Source organism: Kitasatospora sp. NPDC058046, from assembly GCF_042885595.1.
Taxonomy (GTDB): Bacteria; Actinomycetota; Actinomycetes; order Streptomycetales; family Streptomycetaceae; genus Kitasatospora.
Map to the genome: position 1 here is coordinate 864,288 of NZ_JBHVRS010000001.1, position 23,102 is coordinate 887,389.

Annotated in this window: 20 protein-coding genes, 1 rRNA gene and 1 pseudogene; 5 read left to right on the forward strand and 17 right to left on the reverse strand. The window is 73.6% G+C overall.

Translation table 11 applies throughout. The features are described from left to right. Window positions 1-98: 98 nt before the first annotated feature. Window positions 99-344, forward strand: a complete 246-nt coding sequence (locus ACFVU7_RS03935; protein WP_049648983.1) for a hypothetical protein — start codon at window positions 99-101, stop codon at window positions 342-344. Here ACFVU7_RS03935 and ACFVU7_RS03940 read toward each other — a convergent pair. From ACFVU7_RS03940 to ACFVU7_RS03965, 6 genes and pseudogenes are all read right to left on the reverse strand, one after another. Continuing rightward, window positions 281-1,000 carry a DUF6099 family protein gene (locus ACFVU7_RS03940; RefSeq protein WP_388044133.1) on the reverse strand — a complete coding sequence of 240 codons (720 nt, stop codon included), beginning with the start codon at window positions 998-1,000 and terminating at the stop codon, window positions 281-283. The genes ACFVU7_RS03935 and ACFVU7_RS03940 overlap by 64 nt on opposite strands. A 299-nt stretch (window positions 1,001-1,299) precedes the next feature. After that, window positions 1,300-1,605, reverse strand: a pseudogene (locus tag ACFVU7_RS03945) (nucleotide pyrophosphohydrolase); the annotation flags it as partial. A 32-nt stretch (window positions 1,606-1,637) separates the two neighbouring features. Further along, window positions 1,638-3,134, reverse strand: a complete 1,497-nt coding sequence (locus ACFVU7_RS03950) for an AAA family ATPase (protein WP_388044135.1) — start codon at window positions 3,132-3,134, stop codon at window positions 1,638-1,640. A gap of 70 nt (window positions 3,135-3,204) precedes the next feature. Further along, entirely contained in the window at window positions 3,205-4,041 is an 837-nt protein-coding gene (locus ACFVU7_RS03955) for a putative RNA methyltransferase (protein WP_388044137.1), read from the reverse strand. An 88-nt stretch (window positions 4,042-4,129) separates the two neighbouring features. Continuing rightward, window positions 4,130-4,951 (reverse strand): RimK family alpha-L-glutamate ligase, encoded by an 822-nt coding sequence (locus tag ACFVU7_RS03960; RefSeq protein ID WP_388044139.1) that lies wholly within the window; start codon window positions 4,949-4,951, stop codon window positions 4,130-4,132. After that, the gene (locus ACFVU7_RS03965) at window positions 4,948-5,853 is read right to left on the reverse strand and encodes a RimK family alpha-L-glutamate ligase (RefSeq protein ID WP_049659122.1); all 906 of its coding nucleotides are present in this window, start codon (window positions 5,851-5,853) and stop codon (window positions 4,948-4,950) included. The genes ACFVU7_RS03960 and ACFVU7_RS03965 overlap by 4 nt, the downstream gene beginning before the upstream one ends. A 227-nt stretch (window positions 5,854-6,080) precedes the next feature. On the opposite strand from ACFVU7_RS03965, the gene ACFVU7_RS03970 reads away from it, so the two are divergent. Further along, on the forward strand, window positions 6,081-6,956 hold the full coding sequence (locus tag ACFVU7_RS03970) for a GNAT family N-acetyltransferase (RefSeq protein ID WP_388044140.1): 876 nt from the start codon (window positions 6,081-6,083) through the stop codon (window positions 6,954-6,956). Between the two features lie 180 nt (window positions 6,957-7,136). Here the strand turns inward: ACFVU7_RS03970 and ACFVU7_RS03975 are convergent, their stop codons facing one another. The 4 genes from ACFVU7_RS03975 to ACFVU7_RS03990 all read right to left on the reverse strand — a co-directional run bounded on the left by ACFVU7_RS03975 (window position 7,137) and on the right by ACFVU7_RS03990 (window position 11,761). Then, window positions 7,137-7,565: a fic family toxin-antitoxin system, toxin component gene (locus tag ACFVU7_RS03975; RefSeq protein ID WP_074000663.1), complete on the reverse strand. Its 429-nt coding sequence runs from the start codon at window positions 7,563-7,565 to the stop codon at window positions 7,137-7,139. Next, window positions 7,562-7,798 (reverse strand): toxin-antitoxin system HicB family antitoxin, encoded by a 237-nt coding sequence (locus tag ACFVU7_RS03980; RefSeq protein WP_049659744.1) that lies wholly within the window; start codon window positions 7,796-7,798, stop codon window positions 7,562-7,564. Before ACFVU7_RS03980 ends, ACFVU7_RS03975 begins: the two co-directional genes overlap by 4 nt. 215 nt (window positions 7,799-8,013) lie before the next feature. Then, on the reverse strand, window positions 8,014-10,653 hold the full coding sequence (locus ACFVU7_RS03985) for a collagenase (protein WP_388044142.1): 2,640 nt from the start codon (window positions 10,651-10,653) through the stop codon (window positions 8,014-8,016). A gap of 157 nt (window positions 10,654-10,810) precedes the next feature. Further along, a complete protein-coding gene (locus tag ACFVU7_RS03990) occupies window positions 10,811-11,761 on the reverse strand; it encodes a LysR family transcriptional regulator (protein WP_074000661.1) in 951 nt (316 codons plus the stop codon). A 401-nt stretch (window positions 11,762-12,162) separates the two neighbouring features. Here ACFVU7_RS03990 and ACFVU7_RS03995 point away from each other — a divergent pair, with 401 nt between their 5' ends. Beyond that, window positions 12,163-12,357 carry a hypothetical protein gene (locus ACFVU7_RS03995; RefSeq protein ID WP_143204452.1) on the forward strand — a complete coding sequence of 65 codons (195 nt, stop codon included), beginning with the start codon at window positions 12,163-12,165 and terminating at the stop codon, window positions 12,355-12,357. Between the two features lie 76 nt (window positions 12,358-12,433). Here the strand turns inward: ACFVU7_RS03995 and ACFVU7_RS04000 are convergent, their stop codons facing one another. Together ACFVU7_RS04000 and ACFVU7_RS04005 are read right to left on the reverse strand one after the other, a co-directional pair. Next, on the reverse strand, window positions 12,434-13,783 hold the full coding sequence (locus ACFVU7_RS04000; protein ID WP_375877235.1) for a class I SAM-dependent RNA methyltransferase: 1,350 nt from the start codon (window positions 13,781-13,783) through the stop codon (window positions 12,434-12,436). A 419-nt stretch (window positions 13,784-14,202) separates the two neighbouring features. Further along, window positions 14,203-16,278 (reverse strand): APC family permease, encoded by a 2,076-nt coding sequence (locus ACFVU7_RS04005; RefSeq protein WP_049657522.1) that lies wholly within the window; start codon window positions 16,276-16,278, stop codon window positions 14,203-14,205. A 248-nt stretch (window positions 16,279-16,526) separates the two neighbouring features. Between ACFVU7_RS04005 and ACFVU7_RS04010 the strand changes: the two genes are divergently transcribed. Then, window positions 16,527-17,195, forward strand: a complete 669-nt coding sequence (locus ACFVU7_RS04010) for a TrkA family potassium uptake protein (RefSeq protein WP_049657525.1) — start codon at window positions 16,527-16,529, stop codon at window positions 17,193-17,195. After that, window positions 17,195-17,866: a TrkA family potassium uptake protein gene (locus ACFVU7_RS04015; RefSeq protein ID WP_049657526.1), complete on the forward strand. Its 672-nt coding sequence runs from the start codon at window positions 17,195-17,197 to the stop codon at window positions 17,864-17,866. The genes ACFVU7_RS04010 and ACFVU7_RS04015 overlap by 1 nt, the downstream gene beginning before the upstream one ends. 83 nt (window positions 17,867-17,949) lie before the next feature. On the opposite strand, the gene ACFVU7_RS04020 is transcribed toward ACFVU7_RS04015, so the two are convergent. The 5 genes from ACFVU7_RS04020 to rrf all read right to left on the reverse strand — a co-directional run bounded on the left by ACFVU7_RS04020 (window position 17,950) and on the right by rrf (window position 22,967). Then, the gene (locus ACFVU7_RS04020) at window positions 17,950-18,675 is read right to left on the reverse strand and encodes a DUF3159 domain-containing protein (RefSeq protein WP_234348601.1); all 726 of its coding nucleotides are present in this window, start codon (window positions 18,673-18,675) and stop codon (window positions 17,950-17,952) included. A 2-nt stretch (window positions 18,676-18,677) separates the two neighbouring features. Beyond that, on the reverse strand, window positions 18,678-19,085 hold the full coding sequence (locus tag ACFVU7_RS04025; protein WP_049657528.1) for an OB-fold nucleic acid binding domain-containing protein: 408 nt from the start codon (window positions 19,083-19,085) through the stop codon (window positions 18,678-18,680). A gap of 65 nt (window positions 19,086-19,150) precedes the next feature. Continuing rightward, window positions 19,151-19,831 (reverse strand): response regulator, encoded by a 681-nt coding sequence (locus tag ACFVU7_RS04030; RefSeq protein ID WP_049657530.1) that lies wholly within the window; start codon window positions 19,829-19,831, stop codon window positions 19,151-19,153. A gap of 160 nt (window positions 19,832-19,991) precedes the next feature. Continuing rightward, window positions 19,992-22,583 carry a sensor histidine kinase KdpD gene (locus ACFVU7_RS04035; protein ID WP_117491707.1) on the reverse strand — a complete coding sequence of 864 codons (2,592 nt, stop codon included), beginning with the start codon at window positions 22,581-22,583 and terminating at the stop codon, window positions 19,992-19,994. Between the two features lie 267 nt (window positions 22,584-22,850). Beyond that, window positions 22,851-22,967, reverse strand: a 5S ribosomal RNA gene (rrf, locus tag ACFVU7_RS04040). Window positions 22,968-23,102: the final 135 nt, after the last annotated feature.

Below are 23,102 nucleotides of genomic sequence, written 5' to 3' on the forward strand. Positions count from 1 at the left end.
GTGGGTGCCCCGGTAGCGGGCACTTCCGCCTCCCGCCGTGCGGTCCGAGCCACCGTCGGCCGCCCTACACCGCACCACCGATCCGAAGAGGTCCCGCAATGTCCGAACCATCTGCCACGCCGCAGTTCCCGAGCAGCCCGACGGGCTCGGCCGACGGCACCTCGGCCGGACCCGCCACCCCCAAGAGCCTGCTGGAGCAGATGCAGGAACTGCTCGCCTCCGTCAGCGCGGACCTCGCCGAACTCCAGGGCTCCGTCCCCGGGGGCGCCGACTCCACCGCCTATCCGACCGGCACGGACACCTCCGGTGCGTCCGAGGCCTCGGACGCACCGGGCGCCCGGTAGCCGACCACCCGGTCCTCCTCGGCCGGCCCGCCCGCACCGGGCGGGCCGCCGCCGGAGGGCGGACCGCCGCTCGCCGCACCGCCACCGTCACCGCCCGGCGGACCGGTCTCGCCCGGAGGGCCGAGCCGGACCACCAGTAATGGCGCCCCGCCACCCGCCCGCTCGCGTTCCCGCTCCGCACCGCCGAGCGCGGCGGGCTCCGCCGCCCCGGCCCGGAGCGCCGCCGCACGCAGCCGTACCGTCAGGTCCTTGCACTCCGAGACCGCGTCCACGCCGTCGATGCACGTCCAGTAGAGGCTCTCGGTGTCCGCCCCGCAGGCCAGCACCACCAGCGTCTCGCCGACCTCCTGGAGCAGCCCGTCCAGCGCCCCCAGGGCCGGCGCCAAGTCCCCCAGGTCGGTGAGCCGCGCGGCCCGGCCGCCGCTCACCAGGGCGGCCCGGACGACGGAGCGGTCCAGGCAGACCGCCGCGTGCGCCCCGGCCTCGGACAGCTGCTGCCCCAGCCCGGTGAGATCCTCGTCCTCCGACTCCGCCAGCCTGGCGCCCACCGCCTCGGTGAGCAGCGCGGCCTGCCGCGCCTCGGCCAGCACGTCCGGTACGTGCCTGGCCTCGGCCAGGGCGTACCGGGCCGTCTTGATCAGTCGCAGCGCCTCCATGGCCACCGCTCCTCCCGCTCGCTGTCGCCGTCGACCCGGGCCGCCGGGAGGGGCGGTCCGCGTGGTGACGGCTGGTCACGGCGAAAGCGTGCGAGGAAGTGCGCGAGCGCGCATCCACGTTGTCAGAAGCTGTGGACAAGTCCGGGGTTGTGGATAACTTTCGTCCCTCACACGGGTTGGTCGTCCACGTCCGGGTTGACAGAGGTCGCCCTCTCGGGCGCGCGGGCCACGCTCCCGGCGGCCTCACCCGCCCCTGGGTCGGCACCGCCCGCGTCCTGGCTGGCGGCGCCCGCGTCCGTCGGCACCGGGAAGCGGAGCTCGTTCCGCTCGATCTTGGCCGCCAGGGCCTCCAGCGGATCCACCCCGACCGCCGTGCAGAACTGCAGCAGGTACGCCAGCACGTCCGCGACCTCGTCGTGCACCCGGTGCGCGCGCTCCGGGTCGGACATCACCGCGGCCGCCTGCTCGGGCGTCAGCCACTGGAAGATCTCCAGCAGCTCCCCCGCCTCCACGCTCAGCGCCGCCGCCAGGTTCTTCGGGGTGTGGAAGGGCTCCCACCGCCGGGCCGACGCGAAGTCCACCAACCGCTGCCGCAGGACATCCACCGTGGGCTCTGCCGGCCCCGTCACTCGTTCGCTCACCCCTCCAGGTCTACCGCATCCCGGCCCGCCGCCCCACCGCCCACCGCGAATCCGGCCACCCCCGCCGCCCCCGCCGGCTCCTCCGACCCGCCCCCGCCCGCTTCCGCCCCCAGGCCGACCGCCTCCCCGACCGCTTCCCCGACCGCCTCCCCGTCCACCGCACCAGCCGCGCCCCCGGCCGCCTCCCCGCGCCCGCCCTGGACCGGCACCCGCGCCGTCTCCGGCCGCAGCACCGTGAACCCCGAGTCCGGGTCCCGCCGGCACTCGACCAGCACCACCCCGCCCCCGGGCCCGCAACCCAGCACCTCCCGCGCCGCCGCCGGCTCCTGCAGGGCCGCGACCACCCGCAGCTGGCTGCGCTCCGCCATCTCCCGCGCCAGCCGCAGCAGCGTGCCGGTCTGCTCGGCGGAGAGTCCCGCCCCCAGGTCCTCGGCCAGCACGGTGAGCTGCCGGTGCGCCCAGGGCACCTCGGCGGCCACGTCGAGGTCGAGCACCCCGGCCCCGGTCAGCAGCACCGCGGCGAAGGCGAGGTGGCGCAGCATGCCGTCGGAGGCCTGGTCGGCCCCGGTGCGTCCGAGGACGCCCTCGTCGAAGACGGCGAGGACCCGCTTCACGCCCGCGCTCTCGCGCTCGGCCAGGGTGAGCCCGAGCAGCGGGTGCGGCGCGGCGGCCTGCACGGCGCGCAGCAGCTGCCCGTACCGGCGCGGGCACTCGTTGCTCAGCCGGGCGACGACGGCGGAGATGTTGGCGGCGTTGCTGCGCAGCCGGGCCTGCGGGTCGGCCCGGGCCCAGCCGCGCATCAGCGCGGGGACGGGGTGCAGCGGGAAGACCTCGCGCAGCGCGGTGAGGAGGTCCTCGGTGGCGGCGAGGACGAGGCACTCCCCGGCCGAGGAGCCCGCGACCCGCAGCGGCAGCTGTGCGGTGATCATCGTGCCGCTGGGGAAGGGTGCCCGGATGTCGCCCTGGCGGGTGTCGTTGTGCCAGCAGACGTTGACCCGCCGGTTGCGGACGTCCTGCTCGCCGGTGTCCATCAGGGTCCGGCCGTCTAGGGTGAGCGACTCCCGGGCGATCCGGACCGGGCCGTCGGTGCGGACCACCACGTCGAGCCGGATCAGGCCGTGCGGCGAGCGGACGGTGCAGCCGAGGTTGATCGCGTGCCGCCCGTGCGGGACGCACCCGTCGAGGCCGCCGCGGACGGGTGCGGCGAGCGGGCCGGTGCGCTCGGGCAGTCCGTCCAGCGAGTCGGCGATCTCCTCGCCGAGGGCGAGCCGGGACAGCACGGCCAGCGCGTCGAGGGCGTTGGACTTGCCGACGCCGGCGGGCCCGTGCAGCACGGTGAGGGGCGCGAGCGGCAGCACCGCGCGCCGGTAGGACTTGAACGAGGTGAGTCGGAGCTCCTCGACGGTGGGTCGCGGCACGGGCGGCCGGTCGGGCCCCGAGGCGCCCGGTCGGAGGTGGGACGGCCCTGCGGGCACGGTGGCGTCGCGGTTCACCTGTCGGACGTTAGCCGCAGGCCGACCGGCAGAAACGTGCCTGCGCGGCAGATTCATCCCAACGTGGGGCTCAGCGCCGGTACGCGGCCACCGTCACCGAGGCCGTCACCTCGACCGGCTCCGGCAGTTCCGCGAGCGCGGCGGCGAGCCGTTCCGGGTCGGTGTGCCAGGCGCTCGGCCCCATGCCGACGACGGTGCGCACGTCCTGCGGGCCGAGCCGCAGGGTGAACTCGACCTCGCGCCGCCCGGCGGGCTCCAGGTACGGCCCGAGCTTCTCGTCGATCCGCCGCTGCTTCTCCTCGTCCACCGACAACAGCCCCAGAGCGCCGACGAGTTCACGCAGGTGGCGGGCGGTCGGCGAGACCAGCAGCAGGGTGCCGCCGGGGCGCAGCACCCGGCGGATCTCCGGCCCGTTGCGCGGTGCGAAGACGTTGAGCATCAGCTCGGCCGAGGCGTCCCGCAGCGGCAGCGGGCGCCAGGCGTCGCACACCACGGCGCCGATCCGGGGGTGCGCCTTGGCGGCCCGGCGCAGCGCGAACTTGGAGATGTCCAGGGCCGCGCCGACCGTACCGGGCAGGGCGTCCAGGACGTGCGCCAGGTAGTGGCCGGTGCCGGCGCCGAGGTCGGCGACCAGGCCGCCGGACGCACCGGCGACGGCGGAGGAGGCCTCCGCCAGCGCCTCGGCGATCGGCCGGTAGTGCCCGGCGGCGAGGAAGTCCGCGCGGGCCGCGACCATCTCGGCGGTGTCCCCGGTGCCGGTGTGGGCGTCGCCGGCGAGGAGGCTGACGTAGCCCTGCTTGGCGAGGTCGAAGCTGTGCCCGGCCGGGCAGCGCAGGCTGCGGTCGTGCCGGGTGAGGGCCTGCGCGCAGTGCGGGCAGGCCAGGTAGCGCTCGATGTCCTGGAGCAAGGTTCCGTCTTCTCTCGCCGTACGCCCCGGCCGGTCGGGGCGCCAGCCAGCCTAACGACCCCGGCGCGCCGGACGCCCCAGGCCGGCCCTACTCCGCGCCCCTCCCGGGCCCCGGCCCGAGCCCCGCGAGCGCCCGCCCCCGCTCCGCCCCGACCCGCAGCGCCAGCGCCGCGAGCGCCTCCGGCGCGCCGGCCCGGCCCCGGACCCCCGGGAAGGCGTTGACGTCCACGATGACCGGCTCGGCGGGCCCGTCGAGCAGGTCGACCCCGTACACGTCGAGCCCGAACACCTCGCCCACGCGCAGCGCGAGCGCCGCCCGCCCGGCGGACGGCTCCCAGTCCTCCGCCCGCCCCGACTTCCCCGTGCCGGTGGCGAGTTCGGACTGCCGCCGGGCCGCGAACACCTGTCCGTCGACGACCCACAGCTTCTGGTCCCAGCCGGTCCCCGGGACGAACGGCTGGGTGACGACCGGCTCCTCGGGCCAGCGCTCGGCGAGTTCGCGCAGCCGGGCCGGCCCGTCCACCCGGGCGACCAGGTCGTGCCGCCTGCTGTGCCGGCTCTTGACCACGAACGGGTAGGCCGGGTCGGCGAGTTCACCCAGCAGGCCGACCGCGTCGGTGGCCGCGAAGGGCAGCCCGGCGGCGCGGGCGAGCTCGGCCATCCGCACCCGGTCCTGGCACAGCCCGGTGGCCGCCGCCGAGTTGACCACCGGCGCGCCCCGCCGCTCCAACTCCCCCGCCAGCGCCAGCGCCTGCGGCGTACGGGCCTTGAGCAGGTAGACGTCCGCGAGCCCGGTCACGGGCCCCGCGGGCGGGACGGCCGCGACCTCGTGCCCCCGGCGCACCAGCAGTTCGGCGGCGGCCGCCAGCACCGGGTGCCCCGGGTCGCCGGTGATCAGCCCGACCTTCACAGCAACTCCCCCTCACCGAAGCCCCGTTGGCCGTACGGGTCGCCGCCCGCCGGCACCAGTTCGGCGGGCCCGGCGGGCAGCGACACGGCCGTGCCGCTGCGCGCGAGCCGCAGCACCGCGCGGGCGACCCGGGCCACCGCGTCCGGCACCTGCCGGAAGCTCGGGAAGTCGTTGACGTCCACCACCACCGGTCCGTCCGGCCCCAGCAGCACGTCCACCCCGTACAGGTCCAGCCCGAACACCTCGCCGACCTGCGCCACGATCCGCGCGACACTCCCCGGCAGCGGCACCTGCCGCTCGCGCACGCCCTGCCCGGGGTGCAGCGGGGAGGAACGTTCCGTCGCGAAGAGCTCGCCGTCGACGCAGTACACCTTGAGGTCGGTCCCGGAGTTGGGCACGTACGGCTGCGCGATCAGCAGCCCCTCCCCCGCCAGCTCCGGCCCCACCTCCAGCAGCTGCTCGGGGCTGCGCACCAGCCGCACGGCGCGCCCGGAGCTGCCGTCAGCGGGCTTGACCACCAGCGGGTACTCGGCGGCCGGGATCTCCGCCAGCCGCTCCCAGCGCGCGGCCGCGTACGTCACCGGGACGGGCAGGCCGCGGGTGCGGCCGATGACCGCGGCGAGCGCCTTGTCCCGGACCCCCCGGATCGAGCGCACGTCGTTCACCGTGGTGAGGCCGACGGCGGCGGCCGACTCCAGCAGGGTCAGCCCGGGGCCGCCGGACACGGTCTTGAGCACCCAGGCGTCGTGGCTGCCGGCCCGGACCTCCTCGGAGATCGCCAGCAGCGAGTCCCCGGGGCGCAGCACGTCCACCCGGTGCCCCCACGCGGTGAGTTGGCGTGCCACGTCGAGCGGCATGCCGTCGTGCCGGTAGTGTTCCTCCACCAGAAAGCAGAGCCTCATCGGCCTGTCTTCCCCCTTGCCTCGCCTCGTGCAGACGTCCGCCGTCCCCCTCGGCAGAGCTGTAAAGGCTTCAGCATGCACGCCGCGGCCGCACAAGATCGCTGCGGGCGGGTAAGCGTTCGGCAACAATCGGCCCCCGGAACGGCGACGCGCGGGCGGCGCCGAGCCCGGAGGAGCCGCGGCCCGCCCCGACAAACCGGTGGCGCCCCTCCCCCGCCCCTGCTTGGATGCACGCCGTGACCCCTGATGATCATGCCCACGACCACCCCCTGCTCGACGAGATCGAGCGCTACTACGACGCCGTGCCCCGCAGCGCCGCCCGCACCGAGGACTTCGGGCCGCTGACGCTGTTCCTCCGCGACGGGGCCGGCTGGCCCTACTACGCCCGCCCGACCCTCGGCCACACCGGCCCCGCCGCCACCGCCGAGGACGTCCGCCGGGTGCTGGAGCGGCAGCGGGAGGCGGGCGCGCCGGAGGCCTTCGAGTGGGTGGCCGAGCAGAACCCGGAGCTGCGCGCGGCGGTCGAGGCTGCGGGCCTGACGGTGCACGAGCACCCGCTGCTGGTGCTGGGCCCGCAGGACGAGGCGGCCCCGGCGCCCGAGCTGCCGGAGCGGGTGGAGGTCCGGGTGCTGGCACCGGACGCCCCGGAGCTGGCGGCCGCCGTCGCCGTCCCGCACCTGGCCTTCGCCGAGCCGGGCACCGCTGTCGGCCCGGCCGGCGCGGCCGAACTCGCCGAGCGCGCGGCGACGTTGGCGGCCGACGGCACGGCGGAGCGGATCGCCCGGCGGATCGCCACCGGCACCACCGTGCTGGCCGCGGCCGTCGAGGACGGCACGGTCCTGTGCGCGGGCCAGCACAACCCGGTGGGCCCGGTCACCGAGGTGGCCGGGGTGGGCACGCTCCCGTCCGCGCGCCGTCGCGGGCTGGGCCTGGCGGTCACCGCGGCCCTGGTCGAGCACGCCCGGGCGAACGGGGTGCGGACGGTGTTCCTGTCCGCCGCCGACGAGGACGTCGCCCGGATCTACCGCCGGGCCGGCTTCCGCACCTTCGCGACGGCCCTGATCGCGGAGCCCGCCGCCCAGCAGGAGCCCGCCGCCCAGTAGGAGCCTGCCGCCCAGTAGGAGCCCCCCGCCCGGCAGGAGCCCGCCGCCCAGTAGGAGCCCCCCGCCCGGCAGGCGCCCGCCACGCGGCAGGAGCCCCCCGCGTAACGGGCCGCCCACCGGCCCCGGCCCGGAAGGCCCCGGCAGGAACGGGAACGGGAACGGGAACGGGGACGGCGCCGGTCAGTCGTCGTCCTCGTCCTCGTCGTCCGCCCCGCTGACCTCCTCCCCCTCCGCCTCGTCCACCACCCAGGCCGCGAGCCGCTCGGCGACGCCCGACACCCCGAGTCGCCCCTCGCGGATGGCCCGGGAGAGGCTGCGCACCTCGCGGGCGGTGGTGGCGACGGTGCAACCGCTGGCGACGAGGTAGGCGTAGGCGACGGCGGTCGCGAAGAGTTCGTTGGTCTTCTCCAGTGCCGGCACCCGGATCAGCTGGTGCATCAGCGCGGCGGCGCGGTCCTGTGGTTCGGGGTAGACCGAGATGTCGAATATCTCGGCCTGGTGGCGGGTGACCGCCGCGAGCAGCGAGCCGTAGTCGGTGACCTGCGGATCACCGGGCGTGTACTGCTCGGCGGTCATGAGCAGCCACGAGAGGTCGACCTCCAGCTTCAACGGCGCACGTCCTGGAGGTCGCCGGGCTCCCCGAACTCGGCGAGGAAGGCCGACTCGTACTCCTTCATGAACTGCGCGGCCGCGTCCACGAAGGCCCGCCCTGACTCGCCCATGTCCTGTTGGACCAGGCGCTCGATGTACTGGTTCATGGAGATCCCCTGCTGCTCCGCCCGTTCCCGGGCCATCTCGGCGGTCGTGGCGTCGACCCGCACGTTCAGCTGCTTCTTACCCATGCCGTTCAAGCTAGCGCTCAAGTGCTAGCACAACAAGGGCGTGCGCACACCGCCCGCACACCTGCCGCACGCCCCCGCGCAACCCGGCCGTCACCGCGGCGCCGGACGGCAGCCGCCGGAACGCCGGACGGGCCGCCGGCGAGGCGCCTGAACGCCGGACGGGCCGGGCCCGCGGCTGGCTGCCACGGACCCGGCCCGCACCGGAAGGGGACGGATCAGAACTGGGTGCTGACGGTCACCCCGCTGAAGTCGCTCTTCGCGTAGAGGCTCACGTAGCGGTAGCCCGCCGTCGGGTTGGTCACCGTGATGCTCTGGGTGGTGCCCGCGTTGGTGGAGGCGGCGGTGTAGGCGCTCGGCGAGGCCCAGGTGCTGTCGCTGTAGTACAGGTACGCGGTGCCGGTGCCCCCGGAGGTGGTGATCTTCAGGGTGCTGGTGCCGGCCGGCAGGTAGACGTACAGGTAGTCCAGGTTGCCGGCGGTGGCCGACAGGTTGGCGCGCGAGCAGTTCTTGCCGAGCGCGTCGGTGCGCGGGTCGGTGCAGGCCGGCGGGGTGGTCGGGCCACCGCCGCCCGTGGTCACGGCGACGGAGGCGGGGGTGCTGGCGGTCCTGCCGGTGTCGTCGGTGACGGTCAGCGCGACGGTGTAGGTGCCGGCGGCCGCGTAGGTGTGGGTCGGGTTCTGCTGGTCGGAGGAGCTGCCGTCGCCGAAGGTCCAGTGCCAGGCGGTGAGCCGGCCGGCGCCGGTCTGGACGGACTTGTCGGTCAGCGTGACGGTCGCGCCGGAGACCGACTGGCCGAACAGCGCGGTCGGGCCGGCCGCGAGGCAGGCGCCGCCGGCGCAGGTGTCGAGCCAGGCGTCGAAGTCGGCGTCGTAGCGGGTGCCGATGCCGTTGTAGACCGCGTAGCCGCCCTGGTAGTCGCCGGTGCGGAAGTGGGCGAGCATGGCGTCGATGTCCGCCGGGTGCTTCTCGAACATGTACCGGACGGCCAGGTAGCCCCACGGGTAGGTGCGCACGGTGTCCGAGTTGCCGTACGTGTTCTGGAAGAGGGTGCTCAGCTTGTAGGTGTGCTTGGCGGCCTCGGCCATCGCCTGGGTGTCGGTGGTGCCGCGGTAGGCGTAGGACTCGTACTCGGCGACGCCCTCGATCCACCAGATGTCCGGGACGGAGATCTCGGTGGAGAAGTTGCCCTTGAGGTCGTAGATGTTGTCCAGGTAGTGGGTGTACTCGTGGTTGAGGTTCCACACGTTGGCGGTGAAGCCGTCGTTCCAGGACTTCTGGTACATCACGCACACGGCCCGGTTGTTCGGGTCGGTCGGGTCCATGACGGTCTGTCCGCCGTTGTCGGTGGAGTTGTTGAAGATCGCCCAGGAGTAGGTCAGGTAGTCCGCCTGGTTGGCGAAGACCGCGAGGGTGAGCTCCTTGTCGTACTGACCGGGGATCGGACCGTTGTCCTTCACCAGCTTGTGGAAGAAGGTGTCCTCGCCGCGCAGGCTGGCGCAGACCGCGGCCAGGTCGGCGGGCGACAGGACCTCGGTCTGGATGGTGCGGTTGTCGCACACCAGCTGGTTCGGCAGCACCGCGGCGGTCAGCTTCGCCGGCAGGTCGCAGATGCCGTAGTACGAGCACTGGCCGGGGTCGAAGCTGTTGGCCTGGTAGGCGGTGTGGACGTACAGCGGGCCGGTGGCGCCGGTGATCTGCGCGCCGTCGAGGACCGCCTTGACCTTGCCCTTGACCGCGGCCTCGACCACCGGGCCGTCGCCGGCCATCCGGCCGAGGTCGTTGCCCGCGTTGACGTCCAGGTAGGCGTTGGCCGTGCCGAGCAGGTCCTTGTGGTTCAGCGCGAAGTCGCCGAGGGTGGCGCCGATGCTCGGGTCGGCGCCGACCGCGCTGACGAAGTCGGGGTTCCAGTTGCCCCGCCACAGCGGCGCGGAGAGCACCGCGTTGACCGCCTTGAGCATCTTCGGGAAGGCGTTGTACGAGTTGTCGTACGCCGTCAGCACCTGCTTGTAGACGCCCAGGTAGCTGCCCTGGAGGTTGGCGCTGTCGGTGAGCACCAGCACCTCGTTGAGCACGGTGCCGTTGGCGTCGCTGACGTCGGTGCGGTGCGGGGCGGCGAAGAACGCGTCGAGGGCGGCCTTGGAGCCGCTGGTCAGGGCCGCGCCGTACGGGCCCACCGCGTCCGCGTTGTTCGACTGCACGAACCAGCCGGCCCGCTGGAAGAGCACGAGCTGCAGGATGGCGGTCGAGTTGTCGCCGGTGTAGCCGGCCGCCATGGTCCGGAAGGCGTCGGCGACGGTGAGCATCTTCGATTCCTTGAAGATGCTGCCCGCGTCGGTGCCGGTGACGTTGAACAGCGTGTTGACGCAGTCCGTGGTCGAGCCCTCGATGAAGGAGACCAGGTCGGCGCCGCTGCGGCTGCCGAAGTCGGCCGGGGTGCAGCTCTGCGCGGCGGCCGCTCCGGCGGCGCCGCGGGCGGCGAGGGCCGGCTTGGCCGGGGGCGCCTTCGGCTCGGCCGGGCGCGGCGCGGTCTGCACGACGGTGTCGGCCGGCTGGCCCATCACGACCTGGCCGAGCAGCGCCGGGGGCAGCGGCTTGGCGACGGGGGCGAGGTCCTCGGCGGCACGGGCCTGGGCGGCCGGGTCGACGGTGAGGAAGGCGCCGAGCGGCTTCGGCTGGACGGAGCCCGGGTCGGCCGTCGGAGCACCGGCCGCGGGCCGGGCGGGAGCGGCGGAAGCACCGGAGGCGGCCGAGGCGGCGGAGGCGGCTGACGCCGTGGCCGGCAGCAGCGTGGCGGCGGCGCAGCAGCCGGCCACGAGGCCGGCCAGCAGGGTGGGGAGGGGTATCCGTGGGCGCACTGGTGGGGTCCTTCTCCTGTGGGGGAGGCGCTGGGAGGACTGCCGAGACGTTGGGGGAACGCGTCATGATCCTGCCAGCGACGGAAGGTCAGAACAATGTCACAGGTCATATGACATCTTCCGGCCCGGCCATAACACGGACCCCCGCCCACTGCCGCTACGACCGGTACGTCCGCGCGGCCCACGCCTGGAAGCTCGGCGCGGCCGCGATCAGGTCCCGGTACGCCGCGGCGGCCGCCCCGAACAGCGTCTCCACCACCTCCCCGCCCACCCCGGCCGGCCGCCAGACCAGCAGCTGCCGGACCCAGATCGGCGTCCCCGCCAGCGGCTTGACCACCACGTCCGCGAGCGGCCGGGTGGTGGCCTGGACGACGGAGATGCCGAGCCCGGCGGCGATCATCTCCTGGAGCTCCAGCCGGCCGCCGAGGAACTCGTGGACGGTCGCCGGGGCGAACCCCGCCGCGGCGCAGGCCCCGTGGAAGACGCCGTGCCAGCCGGCCCCGTCGTCGGGGGTCAGGAACCACTCCTCCTCCGCGAGGTCCGCCAGGGCCACCTCGGTGCGGTGCCGCAGCCGGTGGCCGGCCGGCAGCGCGACGAAGACCGGCTCGGTGACGATGCCGCGGTGCGCGACGGACGGCGAGTGGCACAGCTCCCGGCCCGGGTAGTCCACGGCCACCGCGACGTCCGCCTCGCCCCGCTCCAGCAGCTCGACGATGTCCGAGGAGCGGTAGACCGACGTCACGGTGAAGCGCTGCCCGGGCCGCTGGTGCCGGGCCCTGGTGACCAGCCCGGGCAGGATCGGGGCGTTGGTGGCCGCCAGCCGCAGCTCGCGCGGGGCGGGCCCGGCCGAAGCCTCCGCACGGCGGCCCAGGCAGTCGGCACGGGTGAGCAGTTCCCGGGCGGCGGCCAGCACCTCCACCCCGAAGCCGGTCGGCGCGACACCGGCGGCGGTGCGTTCGAACAGCGGGGCGCCCAGGTGGCGTTCGATCCGGCGCAGCTGGGTGCTGGTCGCCGGCTGCGAGGCGCCGAGCAGGGCGGCGGCCCGGCCGACGCTCCCGGTGTCGGCGATGGCGCACACCACGCGCAGGTGCCGCAGCTCCAACTCCATGACGCTCCCCCTCACGCATCGGCCGGCCCCGGCCGACGGCGCGGGGCGGCTGCCGCCAAGGGCGGTGCAACAGCACACATCACATGTCAGCTGCTCACCTTCGCCCCGGCGATTTGCCTCGTCAAGCCCCCTCCCGGGACCCGACGGCACTCCGCGCACCATCTTTTACCCGCGCATTGCCGACGCCTGACCTTCCGCCCTGCTCCGGTCGCGTCCACACCTGTCCTCCGCCCCGCTCCGGACCCCGCCCGCACCTGCCCTCCGCCCCGGTCCGGCCCCCGCCCACCACCGCCGTGCCGCCACCAGGCGGAGCGGGACTTGAAGACCGACCCACCGTCCGGGACGCTGAAAACCCCCCTGCGTTCCCCCGAGCGGGCACCGACCGGTGCGGAGGCCGACCGATGACAGCCATGTTCGATCAGGAGCTGCGCGAGCAGCTCGCCCAGGCCCGCCGGGACCTCGCGGCGGCCCGGGCCGAAGGGGACGCCGACGGCGTCCAGGCGTACGAGGGCCGGGTCGCCTCGCTCCTGCGGCTCGCCGCCCAGCACGGCATCGACCTCCCGCACAGCGTCGACGAGGAGGAGCACAACGAGTAGCCGGCCCCTGGACGCGGCGGAGGCGGCCACCCCGAACGGGTGACCGCCTCCTGCCGTGCCTTCCCGGCGCCCGGGATCACTCCCCGGCCGGCTCCAGGATCGCCACGCACTCGAAGTGGTGCGTCATCGGGAACAGGTCGAAGGCCCGCAGCGACACCGGCCGGTAGCCGCCCTCGCGGAAGAACTTCAGGTCCCGGGCGAGCGCCGCCGGGTCGCAGGCCACGTACGCGATCCGGCGCGCCTCCAGGCCGACCAGGTGGGCGACGGTCTCGCGGCCGGCGCCCGAGCGCGGCGGGTCCAGCACGATCAGGTCGGTGGCGGTGATGCCGGTGCGCGGCAGCAGCGTCTCGACCCGGTCGCACTCGATCTGAACGTTGTCCAGCGCGGCCAGGTTGTGCCGGGCGTCGACCACGGCCTGCTTGGCGGACTCGATGCCGAGCACCGCGCCGTCCTCGCCGACCCGGTCGGCCAGCGCGCCCGCGAACAGGCCGACTCCGCAGTACAGGTCGAGCGCGCTCTCGCCCCACTGCGGGTCCAGCCCGTCCAGCACCGCGTCGACCAGGGTGTCCGGCGCCTCCGGGTGGATCTGCCAGAAGCCGCCGTCGCTGATCCGCCAGGTCCGCCCGGCGGCCCGCTCGCGGACGAAGCCGCGCCCGTGCACCTTGTGCACGTCGCCCTGCTCGTCCACCCGGGCGATCGACACCGGCTTGTCCAGCTCGACCAGCGGCAGCTGGGCACCGTCGCGCGGGGTGAGCACCACCTGGCGGTCGGAGGAGCCGGTCGCGGCGATCACCTCGACGCTCGCCACGCCCGGCCAGTCCCGGGTCTCGACGCCCAGCTCGGTGACGCCCTCGGCGGCGATCAGGCAGCGGTCCACCGGCTGCACCTCGTGCGAGCGGTACTTGCGCAGGCCGACCTTCCCGGTCTCGGCGTCCACCGTGTACTGCACCCGGGTGCGCCAGGCCGGCACCTGCCCGGCCGGCAGCTTGCCGCCGACCGGCTCGACGCTGCCGTCCCAGCCGGCCTCGGCCGGGGTGAGCCCGGCCAGCTTGGCCAGCTGCTCGGTCAGCACCGCCGCCTTGAGCTTGCGCTGCCCGCCGGGGGTGACGTGCTGCCAGTCGCAGCCGCCGCACTTGCCCGGACCGGCGAACGGGCACGGCGCCTCGATCCGGTCCTTGGAGGGCTCCAGCACCTCCACCGCGTCGGCCCGCAGGAACCGCGAGGTGGTGGTCCCGTCGGTCACCAGCGCGACGACCCTCTCACCGGGCAGCGCGTGCCGCACGAACAGCACCCGGCCCTCGTGCCGGGCCACGCAGTGCCCGCCGCCGTGCGCGACCGGGCCGACCTCGACCTCGTAGCGCTGCCCGACCAGCGGCTCCCCGGACGGCGCCTCGGGCCGCGAGGGCCGCGCGGCGGCGGTGCGCAGCGCCTTGGGCGGCCGCACCGCCTGCTTGCGCGGCGCCTTCCGGTCGGCCCCGGCGGCGCCCTTCGGCGCACCCTGACCGGCGCCCTGGCCGGCGTCCTTGCCCGCACCCTTGGGCGCGTCCTTGCCGGATCCCTTGGCGGAGCCCTTGGCCGCGGCACCCTTCGCCGCAGCGCCCTTGCCCGCGGCACCCTTCGCCGCAGCGCCCTTCCCGGCCACCGGCTCGGCGGGCCCCCGGTCCTCCCGCTCGCCCGGGACGAACGGCGCGGTGCTCGCGGTGAGGCCGTCGCGGTCGGTGGCCTCCGGACGGGACGGCCGGCCCCAACGCGGCCGGGAGACCTGACCGGGCTTGGAGCCGCCCCGGCGGGCGCCCTTGCCGGAGGCGCCGGAGGAGCCCGAGGAACGGGGCGGAGTGTTGCGGGTCACTGGGAGGAGTCCTTGCTGCGGTCGGGGCTGTCACCGGCGTTCGTACCGGTGGAGACGGAATCCTTCGACTTTACGGCCTTCGGCGCCCGAGGCTCGCCACGCCGGACGGCGCCCGGCGCCGACCAGGCCTTCTGCGGCTTGCGCCGCTCGGAGGACTCCAGCTGCCACGGTACCGAGGTGACCATCACACCGGGCTTGAACAGCAGCCGCCCCTTGAGCCGCAGCGCGCTCTGGTTGTGCAGCAGGTGCTCGTACCAGTGGCCGACCACGTACTCCGGGATGTAGACCGAGACCACGTCCCGCGGGCTGCTGCGCCGCAGGTTCTTCACGTAGTCCAGGACCGGCCCGGTGATCTCGCGGTACGGCGAGTCCAGCACCTTGAGCGGCACCTCGATGCCGCGCTCGTCCCACTCCCGCCGCAGCGCCGCGGTGTCCGCCGGGTCGACGTTGACCGTGACCGCCTCCAGCGTGTGGGCCCGGGCCAGCCGGGCGTACGCCAGGGCGCGCAGCGCCGGCTTGTGCAGCTTGGAGACCAGCACGATGGCGTGCACCCGGGTGGGCAGCACCACGTCGTCCGGCTCCTCGGCGGCGATGAGCTCGTCTGAGACCCGGTCGTAGTGGCGCCGGATGCCCTTCATCATCACGAACAGCACGGCCATCGCGGCGATCGCGATCCAGGCGTGGCCGATCTTGGTGACCAGTACGACGATCAGCACGGCCATGGTCATCACCAGGCCGAAGGCGTTGATCGCCCGGCTGCGCTGCATGTGGCGGCGCTTGGCCGGGTCGGTCTCGGTGCGCAGCAGCCGGGTCCAGTGCCGGATCATGCCGGACTGGCTCATGTTGAAGGCGACGAAGACGCCGACGATGTAGAGCTGGATCAGCCGGGTCGGGTCGGCGTCGAAGGCGAGGATCAGCAGGATCGCGGCGATCGCCAGCAGGATGATGCCGTTGGAGAAGGCCAGCCGGTCGCCGCGGGTGTGCAGCTGGCGCGGCAGGTAGCGGTCCTGGGCGAGGATCGAGCCGAGCACCGGGAAGCCGTTGAAGGCGGTGTTGGCGGCGAGCACCAGGATCAGGCCGGTGACGCCGGCGACGAAGTAGAAGCCGGGCGTGAAGTTGTTGAACACGGCCTCGCTGATCTGTGCCAGCGCGGTCTTCTGGTGGTAGCCGGGCGAGGAGCCGACGAGCTGCTCGGCCGGGTTCTCGGCCATCTGGACACCGGTCAGCCGGGCCAGCCAGATGATGCCCATGAACATCACGACGGCGATGCTCGCCATCATCAGCAGCGTGGTGGCGGCGTTCTTGCTCTTCGGCTTGCGGAAGGCCGGCACGCCGTTGGAGATCGCCTCCACACCGGTCAGCGCGGCACAGCCGGAGGAGAAGGACTTCAGCAGCAGGAACACCATCGCGAAACCGGTCAGCGAGTCGTTGCCGGGGGTGGCGGCGAGGTGGAACCCGGAGCTCTCCGCGGGCATGTCCTGGCCGAGCGCGAAGTGCCGGAAGACGCCGTAGCCGACCATCCCGATCACGCCGACCATGAAGGCGTAGGTGGGAACGGCGAAGGCGCTTCCGGACTCGCGCACACCGCGCAGGTTCATGCCCATCAGCAGGACGACCACGACCACCGACAGGACCGCCTCGTGACCGCGCAGCGAGGGCACCGCGGAGACGACGTTGGCGACGCCCGAGGTGGTCGACACGGCCACGGTGAGCACGTAGTCGACCATCAGCGCGCTGGCGACCACCAGACCGGCGGCCGGCCCGTGGTTGACGGTCGCGACCTCGTAGTCGCCGCCGCCGCTGGGGTAGGCGTGGACGTTCTGCCGGTACGAGGCGACCACGGCGAGCATCACGATCGCCACGACGACGCCGATCTGCCAGGAGAAGTGGATCGCCGAGGCGCCCGCGATGGAGAGGGTGAGCAGGATCTCCTCGGGGGCGTACGCGACCGAGGAGAGCGCGTCCGAGGCGAACACGGGCAGCGCGAGCCGCTTGGGCAGAAGCGTCTCGCCCAGCTTGTCGCTGCGTAGGGCGCGCCCGATCAGGATGCGTTTCGGAAGGTCAGTCGGCATAGGCACGTTAAGGAATCGTAGGGGCTCCCCGGTCAAGGCTCCGCCGTTTGTCCCCCCCTTCGTCGCGACTGCGTTCGGTGGACCGGCTAGCGTGTCGGATACGAGTCGGCGGGCAACACTCTGGTTGTCGAGCGTTGCCGGGTCGGCGCCCCCACGAGGAACCTCGTCCCGGACGACCGGGCGGGAAACGGAGCTGAACGGTGTTTGCGCAGGTCAAGACCCCTTCGGGACGGGTGAGGTAAGCGCCGGTGCACATCGTCATCATGGGCTGCGGCCGCGTGGGCTCCGCCCTCGCCAGAGCCCTGGAGAAACAGGGCCACTCGGTGGCCGTGGTCGACCAGGACCCGACCGCGTTCCGTCGGCTGGGCGCCGGCTTCAACGGGCGCCGGGTGACCGGCGTCGGCTTCGACCAGGACACCCTGCGCGAGGCGGGCATCGAGGAGGCCGGCGCCTTCGCCGCGGTCTCCAGCGGTGACAACTCCAACATCATCGCCGCGCGGGTGGCCCGGGAGAACTTCGGCGTCGAGAACGTCGCCGCCCGGATCTACGACCCCCGCCGCGCCGAGGTGTACCAGCGCCTGGGCATCCCCACCGTGGCGACGGTCCGCTGGACCGCCGACCAGATGCTGCGCCGGCTGCTGCCGAGCGGCGCCGAGCCGCTGTGGCAGGACCCGAGCGGTGGCGTCCAGCTCGCCGAGGTCGCGTACGACCCGCGCTGGATCGGCCACCGGATCGGCGAGCTGGAGGAGGCCTCCGGCACCCGGGTGGCGTTCGTCACCCGGCTCGGCGAGGGGGTGCTCCCCTCGCCGCAGATGGTGGTGCAGGAGGGCGACCTGGTGCACGTGATGCTGCGCCGGGCCGACCTGACGGCCGTCGAGGCCGCGTTCGCGCAGGGGCCGAAGGAGGAGGGTCACTGATGCGGGTCGCCATTGCCGGGGCCGGAGCCGTGGGCCGCTCGATCGCGGGCGAGCTGCTGGAGAACGGCCACGAGGTCCTGCTGATAGACAAGAACCCGAACTCCATCTCGGTGGAGCGGGTCCCGATGGCGGAGTGGCTGCTGGCCGACGCCTGCGAGATCACCTCGCTGGACGAGGCCGCGCTCCAGCGCTGCCACGTGGTGATCGCCGCGACCGGTGACGACAAGGTCAACCTGGTCGTCTCGCTGCTCGCCAAGACCGAGTACGCGGTGCCGCGGGTGGTCGCCCGGGTGAACAACCCCAAGAACGAGTGGCTCTTCAACGAGTCCTGGGGCGTGGACGTCGCCGTCTCCACCCCGCGTCTGATGTCCGCGCTGGTCGAGGAGGCGGTCAGCGTCGGCGACCTGGTCCGCCTGATGCGCTTCAGCCAGGGCAACGCCAACCTGGTCGAGCTGACCCTGGCCTCCGACACCGAGCTGGTCGGCACCCGGGTCGGCGACGTGGCCTGGCCGCAGGACACCGCGCTGGTGACCATCATCCGCGAGGGCCGGGTGCTGGTGCCGGGCAAGGACGACACCCTGGAGGGCGGCGACGAGCTGCTCTTCGTCGCCGCGCAGGAGCGCGAGGAGGAGCTGGAAGAGCTCCTCTCGGCCATCTCGGGCGCCCAGTAGCCCCGGAGCGCACGACACGGAGAAGGGCCCGCACCCCTCGGGGTACGGGCCCTTCTCCGTCGCTCGGGACGGGCGGGAGGCGGCTACTTCGCCGGCTCCTCCTCCTCGTCCAGCTGCGCCTTGATCGGCGGCGGCGCCTTCAGCAGGATCTGCCAGGTCACGTACATCGCCAGCAGCAACGGCGGGATGCCGAGGGCGACCTTCAGCCAGCCCAGCAGGTTGACGTTGTGGGTGAAGTACAGCGGGAAGAGGATCACCGGCTTGGCGCCCATGATCAGCACCCAGGCCCAGGTCGCCTTGGTGTAGGCGGCCAGCCGGCCCGGGTTCTCCTTGCGCCAGGTGAACATCTCGCCGGTGATCGGGCCGAGCATCACCCCGATCATCGGCCAGCGCGCCAGGGCGGAGGTCGCCAGGGCGACGCAGTAGCCGACGTTCCAGAGCAGGCCGGGCAGGTAGAAGTCCTCGGCCTTGCCGCTCTTCATCGAGATCCAGGCACCGAGCGCGACCCCGAACACCCCGCTGAAGGCGTGCTGGATGGTCTGCCGCTTCGCCAGCCGGGCCACCACGAACAGGGCGCTCAGGCCCAGCGCGGCCCAGGCCGAGGTGCTGACCTGATGGGTCAGGTTGTAGGTGACGATGAAGACCAGGCCGGGCAGCGTCATGTCGATCATGCCGCGAACGCCGCCGAAAGCCTGGAGCACGGTGTCGGCCGCCTCCTTGGAGGCGGCCCTGCGGGCGGCCTCCGCGTCCGCGGGGTCGACCGCCAGGTCGAGCTGGGCGGCGGCCTCGCCGCCGGGCTGGTTGCTCACGCTCATTCGCTCCCGTGTCCGACCGGACGCAGCTCATAGCGGGGGTTGAACAGCACGCGGCGCCCGCGTGCGTGACTGATCCGGCCGCTGGCGACCAGCCGGCGGCCGGGCTCTATCCCGGCGATCGAGCGGCGGCCGAGCCAGACCACGTCCAGCGCCTCGGTACCGTCGAAGAGTTCGGCCTCCAAGGCGGGCACCCCCGCCCTCGGGCGGAGCGTCACCGTGCGCAGCGTGCCCGCGACGGTGACCAGCTCGCGGTCCCCGCAGCCGGCGATCGGCGTGCAGCCGGACTCCGCGGCGATCTCCTGACGCAGCTCCTCGGCGTCCAGTTCCTCGGCCGAGGAGGTCAGCCGGCTGAGCATGCGGCGGAACCGCCCCTGCGGCGGGCCGCTGCTGTTGTCACCACTCATGTCGGAAGGGTACCGGGTTCCGGCCCCCCGGCGGCAGGCCGCACGGCCGCCGGGGGCGGTCGCGGTCAGCTCTCGAAGCGGTACCCCATGCCCGGTTCGGTGATGAAGTGGCGCGGGTGCGAGGGGTCGCGCTCCAGCTTGCGGCGGAGCTGGGCCAGGTAGACCCGCAGGTAGTTGGTCTCGGTGCGGTAGGCCGGGCCCCAGACCTCCTGGAGCAGCTGGGTCTGGCTGACCAGCCGCCCGGCGTTGCGGACCAGTACCTCCAGCAGGTGCCACTCGGTCGGCGTGAGGCGTACGTCGGCGCCGTCCCGGTTGACCTTCTTGGCCGCGAGGTCGACGGTGAAGGACTCGGTGACGACCAGCGAGTCTGCCTCCCCAGCCACCGGCTCGGCCCGCCGCACGGCGGCCCGCATCCGGGCGAGCAGCTCGTCCATGCCGAACGGCTTGGTGACGTAGTCGTCGGCGCCCGCGTCCAGCGCCTCGACCTTCTCGTCCGAGGCGTGCCGGGCCGACAGCACGATGATCGGCACCCGGGTCCAGCCGCGCAGGCCGCGGATCACCTCGACCCCGTCCATGTCGGGCAGGCCCAGGTCGAGGACGACCACGTCCGGATGGCGGGCCGCGGCCAGCTCCAGGGCGCTCGCGCCGTCATGGGCCGCGTCCACCTCGTACTTGCGGGCCTTGAGGTTGATCACCAGCGCGCGGACGATCTGCGGTTCGTCGTCCACGACGAGGACCCGGGTCATTTACGGGCTCCGCCTTTCAGGGCTGTCTGACTTACGGACTGGGGACTGCTCTACGACGTTCGGTGCGGCGTGCGACGTGCGACGTGCTGTGCGGCGTACGGGCCCGGGAGGCGCGCCGGCCCCCGGAGGAGCGACGGCCCGGCCGGTGCGCCGCCGGTTCTCAGGTGATCAGGTCCGGGAGCGGGCCGCCACCCTCGCCGCCCCGCTCCCCCGGTTCGGGCGGCCGTTCGACCACGGGCAGGCTGACGACCATGGTGAGTCCGCCGCCCGGGGTGTCCTCGGCGGTGACGGTACCGTCCATCGCCTCGACGAAGCCGCGCGCCACCGCGAGTCCGAGGCCCACCCCGGCGCCGCGCGGCGCGTCCCCGTAGCGCTGGAACGGCGCGAAGATCCGCTCCTTGGCGTCCTCGGGCACCCCCGGGCCGCGGTCCACGATCCGCAGCTCGACCCGGGCCGGCCGCCCCGGCTGCCGCAGCTCGTCGGCCTTGACCAGCACCCTGACCCCGTCCGGGCTGTACTTGACGGCGTTCTCCACCAGGTTGGCCAGCGAGCGCTCCAGCAGCCCGCCGTCGGCCCGGACCATCGGCAGCGTCTCCGGGACCTCCAGCCGGACGGACTCCAACGGCACCCCGCCGAGCGCGAACGGCACCACCTCGTCCAGGTCGGTCTCCTGGATCAGCGGGGTGACGGTCCCGGTCTGCAGGCGGCTCATGTCGAGCAGGTTGTTGATCAGGTGGTCCAGCCGGTCGGCCCCGGCCTCGATGCCGGCCAGCAGCTCGGCCTCGTCCTCCGGGGCCCAGTCGACGTCGGCCGAGCGCAGCGAGCTCACCGAGGCCTTGATGCCCGCCAACGGGGTGCGCAGGTCGTGCGAGACGGCGGCCAGCAGAGCCGTCCGGATCCGGTTGCCCTCGGCCTCCCGGCGGGCCTCGGCGGCCTCCCGGGCCAGCCGGCGGCGCTCCAGCACCACGGCGGCCTGGGCGGCGAACGCGCCGAGCAGGCGCCGGTCCGCCCCGGGCAGCACCCGGCCGCGCAGCACCAGCGCCAGGCTGTCGCCAACCGGGACGTCCACGTCGGCCTCCTCCGGCCGCTCCGGCGGGCGCGGGCCGGCGGTCGCCACCGGCGCCCAGGCGGAGAGCGGGTCCGGCCGTTCCAGCAGCGCGGCGCTCTCCTGCCCGAAGGTCTCCCGGACCTGCTCCATCAGCGCGGTCAGCACCCCGTCGCCGTTGGGCGCGCCGCGCAGCACTGTGCCGGCCAGCGCACTGAGCGTCTGCGCCTCGGTCTGGCTGCGGGCGGCCTGCTGGGTGCGCCGGGCCGCGAGGTCCACCACCGACGCCACCGATATGCCGACGATGGTGAATATCGCCACCGCCATGATGTTCTGCGGCTCGTTGATGGTGAAGGTGTGCAGCGGCGGGGTGAAGTAGTAGTTCAGGACGGAGGAGGCGACCAGCGCCGACCCGATCGCCGGCAGCAGCCCGCCCACCAGCGCCGCGCACACCGTCAGCGACAGGAACAGCAGCATGTCGGTGGAGAGCCCCAGCCCGCCGATCGCGGTCAGCACGATCGCCAGCAGCGGCGGCCCGACCAGTCCGATCAGCCAGCCGCCGACCGTCCGGGTACGGCCCAGGTCGGTGATCCGGCGGACCGGTATCTTGCCGCGCCGCCCGTGCCCGGCGTGCTCGTGGGTGACCATGTGGACGTCGATGTCCCCGGCCTCCCGGGTCACGATGGTGCCGACGCCCGGCCCGTACAGGTACTGCCAGCCGGGCCGCCGGCTGGTGCCCAGCACGATCTGGGTGGCGTTCACGCCCCGGGCGAAGTCCAGCAGCCCGCCGGCCGGGTCGTCGCCGAGGACGGCGTGGAAGGAGCCGCCGAGGCTCTCCACCAGCGCGCGCTGCTCGATCAGCGTCTGCGGCGAGCCGGAGCCCACCAGCCCGTCCGAGCGGGAGATGTGCACGGCGAGCAGCTCGCCGCCGGAGACCCTGGCGGCGATCCTTGCCGCCCGGCGGATCAGCGTCGCCCCCTCGGGCCCGCCGGTCAGGCCCACCACGATCCGCTCCCTGGCCTGCCAGGTGCCCTCGATGCCCTGCTCGGCCCGGTACTTCTGGAGGTACTCGTCCACCCGGTCCGCGGTCCACAGCAGCGCCAGCTCGCGCAGCGCGGTCAGGTTGCCCGGGCGGAAGTAGTTGGCGAGGGCGGCGTCGATCTTCTCCGGCGCGTACACGTTGCCGTGCGCCAGCCGGCGCCGCAGCGCCTGCGGGGACATGTCCACCAGCTCGATCTGGTCCGCCCGCCGGACCACCTCGTCCGGGACGGCCTCGCGCTGGCGCACCCCGGTGATGCCCTCGACGGCGTCGCCCAGCGACTCCAGGTGCTGCACGTTGACGGTGGAGATCACGTCGATCCCGGCCGCCAGCAGCTCCTCGACGTCCTGCCAGCGCTTCTCGTTGCGGCAGCCGGGGACGTTGGTGTGGGCCAGCTCGTCCACCAGGGCCACCTGCGGGCGGCGCGCCAGGACGGCGTCCAGGTCCATCTCGGAGAACCGGGCACCGCGGTGCACCACCTGCTGCCGCAGCACGACCTCCAGCCCCGCGACCATGTCCGCGGTCCGCCGGCGGCCGTGGTCCTCCACGAACGCGACCACCACGTCCGTGCCCCGCTCCTGCCGCCGGTGCGCCTCGGCGAGCATGGCGTACGTCTTGCCGACCCCGGGGGCCGCCCCGAGGTAGATGCGCAGCCTGCCTCGTCCCATGAGCACCATTCTTGATCCGACCCGGCCCGGAGAACACCCCCGGACACCTGTTCCCCCTGCCTTCGAGACTACGGCGTGCGACGCGATTTTCCGCTGATCAGTGCGCTGATCAGGCGGTTTTAGCGGCATATTGACGGTGGACCAGCCACTCGGCGGGGGTCGTTCGGGAGGAGTCCGGAGGGGTCGGGGTGCGGTGGTGTCCGACATCGGCCCGGAAATGCGAAGAACCCCCACCCGGGACCCGGATGGGGGTTCTTCTGAAGAATTGTTCGGCGGCGTCCTACTCTCCCACAGGGTCCCCCCTGCAGTACCATCGGCGCTGTAAGGCTTAGCTTCCGGGTTCGGAATGTAACCGGGCGTTTCCCTCACGCTATGACCACCGAAACACTATGAAACTGTCAACCGCACACCCGACAAATTTCGGGCGGGTCGTTGTTTCAGAACAACACAGTGGACGCGAGCAACTGAGGACAAGCCCTCGGCCTATTAGTACCGGTCAACTCCACCCCTCACAGGGCT